The 6,395-nt window shown below is 59.0% G+C and carries 6 protein-coding genes; 1 reads left to right on the top strand and 5 read right to left on the bottom strand.

Features of this window, described 5'->3' with window-relative positions; genetic code table 11:
* Positions 1 to 106 precede the first annotated feature (106 nt).
* From ACR0BZ_RS14980 to glyA, 5 genes are all read right to left on the bottom strand, one after another.
* Positions 107 to 529 carry a universal stress protein gene (locus ACR0BZ_RS14980; protein WP_480559942.1) on the bottom strand — a complete coding sequence of 141 codons (423 nt, stop codon included), beginning with the start codon at positions 527 to 529 and terminating at the stop codon, positions 107 to 109.
* Between the two features lie 81 nt (positions 530 to 610).
* Complete coding sequence (locus ACR0BZ_RS14975; RefSeq protein WP_480488771.1) at positions 611 to 1,984, bottom strand: alanine/glycine:cation symporter family protein; 1,374 nt, start codon at positions 1,982 to 1,984, stop codon at positions 611 to 613.
* A 25-nt stretch (positions 1,985 to 2,009) separates the two neighbouring features.
* The gene (gene lipA, locus ACR0BZ_RS14970; protein WP_480920620.1) at positions 2,010 to 2,954 is read right to left on the bottom strand and encodes a lipoyl synthase; all 945 of its coding nucleotides are present in this window, start codon (positions 2,952 to 2,954) and stop codon (positions 2,010 to 2,012) included.
* A gap of 14 nt (positions 2,955 to 2,968) precedes the next feature.
* A complete protein-coding gene (gene lpdA / locus ACR0BZ_RS14965; protein ID WP_480920619.1) occupies positions 2,969 to 4,351 on the bottom strand; it encodes a dihydrolipoyl dehydrogenase in 1,383 nt (460 codons plus the stop codon).
* A gap of 11 nt (positions 4,352 to 4,362) precedes the next feature.
* Positions 4,363 to 5,616 (bottom strand): serine hydroxymethyltransferase, encoded by a 1,254-nt coding sequence (gene glyA, locus ACR0BZ_RS14960; RefSeq protein ID WP_480920618.1) that lies wholly within the window; start codon positions 5,614 to 5,616, stop codon positions 4,363 to 4,365.
* Between the two features lie 146 nt (positions 5,617 to 5,762).
* Here glyA and ACR0BZ_RS14955 point away from each other — a divergent pair, with 146 nt between their 5' ends.
* Complete coding sequence (locus ACR0BZ_RS14955; RefSeq protein WP_480484283.1) at positions 5,763 to 6,365, top strand: helix-turn-helix domain-containing protein; 603 nt, start codon at positions 5,763 to 5,765, stop codon at positions 6,363 to 6,365.
* Positions 6,366 to 6,395: the final 30 nt, after the last annotated feature.

Genomic DNA, 6,395 nt, shown 5'->3' with positions numbered 1-6,395 from the left:
AACTGGCATCTCCCACCCGGCAAAATCAACCATCTTGCCGCCCAACTCAACATGAAGCCCATACAACGGCGTGCGTCTAATCTCGGTCATTGATCCAACCTTTCACTCAACGGGACTGGTCGCGAACAACCATGACGGTGCAATGCGCGTTGCGCACGACACGGGCCAGGTTCGGACCGATTTCATAATTCGGAAAATCACCCTTGGTCGAGGCCATGACGATCAGGTCAAAGCCGTCCTTGTAGGCGCGCTTGAGGATTTCACGGTAAACGCTGCCTTCTTCAACATGGATAGGCACGTCCGATGCGTTGCCATGATCCAGAATGGCCTGAACCGCATTTCGCACGTGGTCTTTGGCACCGGCACCATAGTTTGCGGGAAGGTTCGGCAGCTGGATGATCTCGGGGATAACGGCAACCGCATGCAGCTCAGCCCCGTAGAACCTGGCCTGTTCCAATGCGACTGGCAGGGCATTTTTCCACGAACGGTCGTCGGTGTGATCAATCGGCAGCAGGATTTTCGTGGCCATCACGTCTCTCCTCGAGATATGGAATTCTGTTTTTAAAGGCGGGGGGCCGGAATGGCCCCCCGGTTTCAAGTCAGACCAAGCTTATTCGGCAGGCGCGCCGCCCGGCTCTTCGGACTTGCCGCCCGAGGCGAAGAACTCTTTCGTCAGCTTGAAGACGATCGGGCTCAGCAGGGCCAGGGCGATCAGGTTCGGAATGGCCATCATGGCGTTCAGCGTGTCGGCCAGCAGCCAGACAAAGCCCAGATCCGCGGTTGCACCGAAGTAGATCGCGATGATCCACAGGATGCGGTAGGGAAGCAGGGATTTCACGCCCAGCAGGAACTCGACGCATTTCTCGCCATAGAAGGACCAGCCGAGGATGGTGGTAAAGGCAAAGATCGACAGAGCGATGGCGATGATCGACCCGCCGATACCCGGCAGAGTGGTCTCGAACGCCAGCGAGGTCAGCGCCGCACCGGATTCTCCCGATGTCCAAGCACCTGATGAGATGATCGCCAGACCGGTGATCGAACAGACGATGATAGTGTCGATGAACGTTCCCAGCATCGCGATCAGGCCCTGATTGACCGGGCCTTTGGTCTCGGCTGCCGCGTGCGCGATCGGAGCGGAACCCAGACCCGCTTCGTTCGAGAAAACACCGCGCGCAACACCAAAGCGGATGGCGGCCCAGACGGCTGCACCTGCGAAACCACCTTCGGCGGCTGATGGGGTGAAGGCGTAGGTGAAGACCAGCGACAGCGCATGACCGATGTTGCCGATGTTGATGATCAGGACCAGCAGTCCGGCAACGATATAGGCAATCGCCATGAACGGAACCAGTTTACCGGCGACCGCACCGATACGGGTGATACCACCCAGAATAACAGCGGCGGTCAGAACCATCAGAGCGACACCGGTGACCGAGGTGTTTACTCCGAAATTCGATTCCAGAACCTGTGCAACACCATTGGCCTGCACGCCGTTACCAATGCCAAAGGCCGCAACTGCGCCAAACAGGGCAAAGGCAACACCCAGCCACGCCCATTTCGCGCCCAGACCGTTCTTGATGTAGTACATCGGGCCGCCGACGAAGTTGCCCAGCTCGTCCTTTTCGCGGTATTTCACCGCGCAGACAGCCTCGGCATATTTGGTGGCCATGCCCACCAGGGCGGTCATCCACATCCAGAACAATGCGCCCGGACCGCCCAGGAAGACAGCAGTGGCAACACCGGCGATGTTCCCCGTACCGATGGTGGCCGACAGCGAAGTCATCAACGCGTTGAACGGGCTGATCTGCCCTTCGCCCTGACCTTCACGGCCTTTGAACAGCAGGCTGAAGCCCGTGCCAATGCGCAGGATCGGCATGAACTTCAGTCCGACCTGCAGGAAGAAGCCGACGCCAAGGATGAGAACCAGCATCAGCGGCCCCCACACGACGCCATTGATGGCCCCTACGATTGAATTTAACGCTTCCATGGATTCCCTCCCATTTGCGTTTGGTTTATGCCCCTTTGGCGATAGCCCGCTGGCGAGCCTGCCTGAGAGCAGCGAAATCTTCGTCCGCATGGAACGACGACCGGGTCAGCGGGGTTGCTGACACGTGCAAAAAGCCCTTGGACCGGGCAATCTGTTCCAGCTGGGCGAACTCTTCCGGTGTCCAGAACCGGTCGATTGGATGGTGTTTCGGGGTTGGTTGCAGATATTGGCCAACGGTCAGGAAATCGACCTGCGCTGCACGCAGATCATCCATGACCTGACGCACTTCCGCGAGTGTTTCCCCCAGGCCCACCATCAGGCCGGATTTGGTGAATAGTTCCGGATTGGCGCGCTTGGCATCATCCAGCAGCCGCAGCGACGTGTAATACCGCGCGCCAGGACGGACGGTCGGATATAGGTGCGGCACGGTTTCCAGATTGTGGTTGAACACGTCCGGTGCGGCGTCAAAGACTGCCTTGGCGGCGTCGCCCTTGCCTAGAAAATCGGGGGTCAGAACTTCGACCGTGGTGCCGGGGTTTTGGTGGCGTACCGCCCGAATGGTCTGGGCAATATGCTCGGCCCCGCCATCGGCCAGATCGTCGCGATCGACCGAGGTGATGACGACATGGCGCAGGCCCAGCTTCCTGACCGCCGCTGCAACGCGACCGGGTTCGAAAGCGTCCAGCGCGTCGGGGCGGCCAGTCGATACGTTGCAGAACGAACATCCGCGTGTGCAGACCTCGCCCATAATCATCATGGTTGCGTGGCGCTTGGACCAACACTCGCCGATATTGGGGCAGGCCGCCTCTTCGCAGACCGTCGCCAGATTGTGATCCCGCATCAGGCGCCGGGTTTCGTAATAGGCGGAGCTGTCGCCTTGTTTCTTGCGTATCCACTTGGGTTTGCGCGGAATGACGCTGTCGGCCTTTTTGGCTTTTTCCGGGTGACGTGGTCTTAGCTGGATGGTCATCTGGCTGTTCCCCGCTACGCGTGAATTGCCCGGCCCAGGGCGTCAAGGCAGGCTTCTTTCACAGCCTCGCCCATCGCCGGGTGGGCATGGCAGGTGGCTGCGACCTCGGCGACGGTGATGCCCTGGGCCATGGCCAGAACCAGCTCGGCAATCAGATCTCCCCCATGCGCACCGCAAATATGCGCGCCCAAGATCCTGCCTTCGGAACTGGCCAGCACCTTGACGGCCCCGTCGGTCTCGCCGGTCGAGCGCGCCCGCGAATTGGCCATGAAGGCAAACTTCCCGACCACGTATTCAATGCCCGTTTCTTGCAAGGCTTCTTCGGTCAGCCCGACCGAGGCGACCTCGGGGTCGGTGTAAACCACGCCGGGCACGGTATTGTAGTCAACATGTCCCGCTTCGCCTGCCAGCATCTCGACACAGGCAACGCCATCCTCTTCGGCTTTGTGCGCCAGCATCGGCCCTGGAACGCAGTCGCCAATGGCATAGATGCCGGGAACAGCGGTACAGAATGTGTCATCCACCTGAATAAATCCGCGCGGGTCGCAGGCTATCCCCAGTTCTTCCAGCCCCAACCCGCGCGTTACTGGTCGGCGTCCGACGGCGATCAGAACCTTGTCGGCCTCGATCACCTCTTCCTTGTCTTTGCCAACCCGATCCAGAGCAAGCGTCAATCCGGCCGCGGTCTTGTTGACGGATTTCAATGCCCGACCAAGCTGGAACTTCAGGCCGCGCTTGGCCAGCGCCCGCTGCGCCAGTTTTGCAATCTCGCCATCTATGCCGGGCAGCACACGGTCCAGATATTCGACGACGGTGACTTTCGCGCCCAGACGCGCCCAGACCTGACCAAGTTCCAGACCGATCACACCTGCGCCCACCACCACCAGATGATCCGGCACGCTTTCCATCGCAATCGCGCCGGTCGAACTCAGGACGTCCTGCTCATCAATCTCGATCCCCGGTAGCGAGGTAGGTTCCGACCCGGTCGCGATCAGAATGTTCTTTGCCTTATAGATGTCAGCGCCAACCTTGATCTGCCCGACTGAAGGGATGCTGGCCCAACCTTCGATCAGGTCAACGCCGTTCTTCTTGAACAGGAATGCGATGCCTTTGGTCAGGTCGCCCACGATCTTGTCCTTGCGCTCCATCATCGCGCCGACATTGATGCTGGCCCCCTCGACCGCAACACCGTGGGAGGAGAGATGTGCAAGCTCGGCATATTTGGCCGAGGAGGTCAGCAACGCTTTGGAGGGTATGCACCCCACGTTCAGACAGGTGCCGCCAAGAGCGCCGCGCCCTTCGACGCAGGCAACTTTCAGTCCCAGCTGAGCCGCGCGGATCGCGGCAACATAGCCGCCCGGTCCGCCTCCGATGACAATCAGATCGTAGGTGTTCATTTCGCGCACTTTCAGTAGATCGGGTGGCTTGCGCAAAGCGCGCGAACCTTTTCGCGGGTTTCTTTTTCGATGGCCGTGTCGCCTTCGGGCGACTGCGCCAACGCGTCCAGAACATCGCCGATCAGATGGCCGATCTGTTTGAACTCTTCAGGGCCAAAACCCCTGCTGCACCCGGCGGCAGTGCCCAGACGGATACCGCTGGTGATGGTGGGCTTCTGGGGATCGCCCGGAACGCTGTTCTTGTTACAAGTGAACCCGGCACGTTCCAGCGCGGCCTCGGCATCCTTGCCGGTCACACCGATCGGGCGCAGATCGACCAGCATCAGGTGGTTTTCGGTGCCACCCGAAACGATGTCACATCCACGCGCCATCATGACATTGGCCAAAGCCGATGCACTGTCGACAACGCGCTGCATGTATTCTTTGAACTCCGGCTTCAGCGCCTCTCCGAATGCAACCGCCTTGCCGGCGATCACATGCATCAGCGGTCCACCTTGCAAGCCCGGGAATACGGCAGAGTTGATCTTTTTCGCCAGCGCTTCGTCATTGGTCAGAATGATCCCGCCCCGCGGGCCGCGCAGTGTCTTGTGGGTGGTTGAGGTGACGATATGCGCGTGCCCAATGGGCGAAGGGTGCAGGCCAGTTGCGACCAGACCCGCGATATGCGCCATGTCCGCCAGCAACCACGCACCAACTTCATCTGCGATCTCGCGGAAACGGACAAAGTCGATCTTCTGGGAATAGGCCGATGCGCCTGCGATGATCAGCTTGGGCTTTTCCACCCGTGCCAGCTCGGCCACCTGGTCGTAATCGATCAGGCCGGCTTGGGTCAGACCGTATTGTACCGGCCGGAACCACTTGCCGGATTGGGCAGGTTTTGCACCGTGTGTCAGGTGTCCGCCCGCATCCAGCGACATGCCCAGGATGGTGTCACCGGGGCTCAGCAACGCCAGTTTGACCGCCCCGTTCGCCTGAGCGCCGGAATGGGGTTGAACGTTGGCGTATTCACAACCGAACAGCTGTTTCAGCCTTTCGATGGCCTCGACTTCGACCTCGTCGACATATTCGCACCCGCCATAATAGCGGCGCGCAGGATAACCTTCGGCGTATTTATTGGTCAGGACCGAGCCCTGAGCCTCGATCACAGCTTTCGAGACGATGTTCTCGGACGCGATCAATTCAATCTGTTCCGCCTGCCGTATTCCTTCGCGCGCGATCGACGCGGCGATTACCGGGTCAGCCTCATTCAGCGACGTTTTGAACATTATCCCCTCCTCCGGTTCCGAATCCTCAGTACGAAACTTTGTTTCCAATAGTGGAAAATGATCCAACAAAGCAACATAAATCTCTTATTCAAGAAGTTGCGTATGTATGGGAAAACCTGTAGCCTTTGAAAAACAGGGGGAAATCCATGGTCGATGAAAGCCAAAACGATGTTTCCGGGCTGGAAGAACCGGACGAAGGCGAGGCTTTGGGCCGCTCCATTCGCGATGCGCGGCGATCAAAAGGCTGGACTTTGGAAGAGGCTGGCCGTGCTGCGGGTATTGGTCGGTCCACTCTGTCCAAGATCGAAAACAACCAGACACGGCCTAGTTTTGAAATCGTGCGGCGCCTGACACAGGCGCTCGATATGAGCACGCCACAGCTGTTCCTGCAATCGGGTCAGTCGGGCATCTCGGGTCGCCGCGATTTCACCCCAAAAGGCGAGGGGGAATTCAAGACCACGCCCACCTATCATCACGAACTGCTGTGTTCTGAACTGACCAGCAAACGGATGCTACCCTATATCGCAACGATCAAGGCGCGGGATGTATCCGAGTTCGACACTTGGATTCGGCACTCTGGCGAAGAATTCATGTATGTACTCAGCGGCGAGCTGATTTTCCTTTCCGAACATTACCGACCCCTGCCCATGAAGGCGGGGGATTCACTGTATTACGACAGTGGAATGGGCCATGGCTGTATCTCGACCAGCGACGAAGACGCCAGGATTCTGTGGGTTTCGCTGGAGTGACATCAGAAAACCGCATGCTTTATTGCAGGT

It is taken from the genome of Ruegeria sp. P8, from assembly GCF_056534665.1.
Note: the sequence above shows the minus strand (reverse complement) of the source record. Positions and strands in the feature narration are given on the sequence as shown.

What these genes read in the sequence shown, in the direction of transcription:
- lpdA (WP_480920619.1), bottom strand. Translation starts at nt 4,351, where the DNA reads ATGAACACCTACGATCTGATTGTCATCGGAGGCGGACCGGGCGGCTAT.
- lipA (WP_480920620.1), bottom strand. Translation starts at nt 2,954, where the DNA reads ATGACCATCCAGCTAAGACCACGTCACCCGGAAAAAGCCAAAAAGGCC.
- ACR0BZ_RS14955 (WP_480484283.1), top strand. Translation starts at nt 5,763, where the DNA reads ATGGTCGATGAAAGCCAAAACGATGTTTCCGGGCTGGAAGAACCGGAC.
- ACR0BZ_RS14980 (WP_480559942.1), bottom strand. Translation starts at nt 529, where the DNA reads ATGGCCACGAAAATCCTGCTGCCGATTGATCACACCGACGACCGTTCG.
- ACR0BZ_RS14975 (WP_480488771.1), bottom strand. Translation starts at nt 1,984, where the DNA reads ATGGAAGCGTTAAATTCAATCGTAGGGGCCATCAATGGCGTCGTGTGG.
- glyA (WP_480920618.1), bottom strand. Translation starts at nt 5,616, where the DNA reads ATGTTCAAAACGTCGCTGAATGAGGCTGACCCGGTAATCGCCGCGTCG.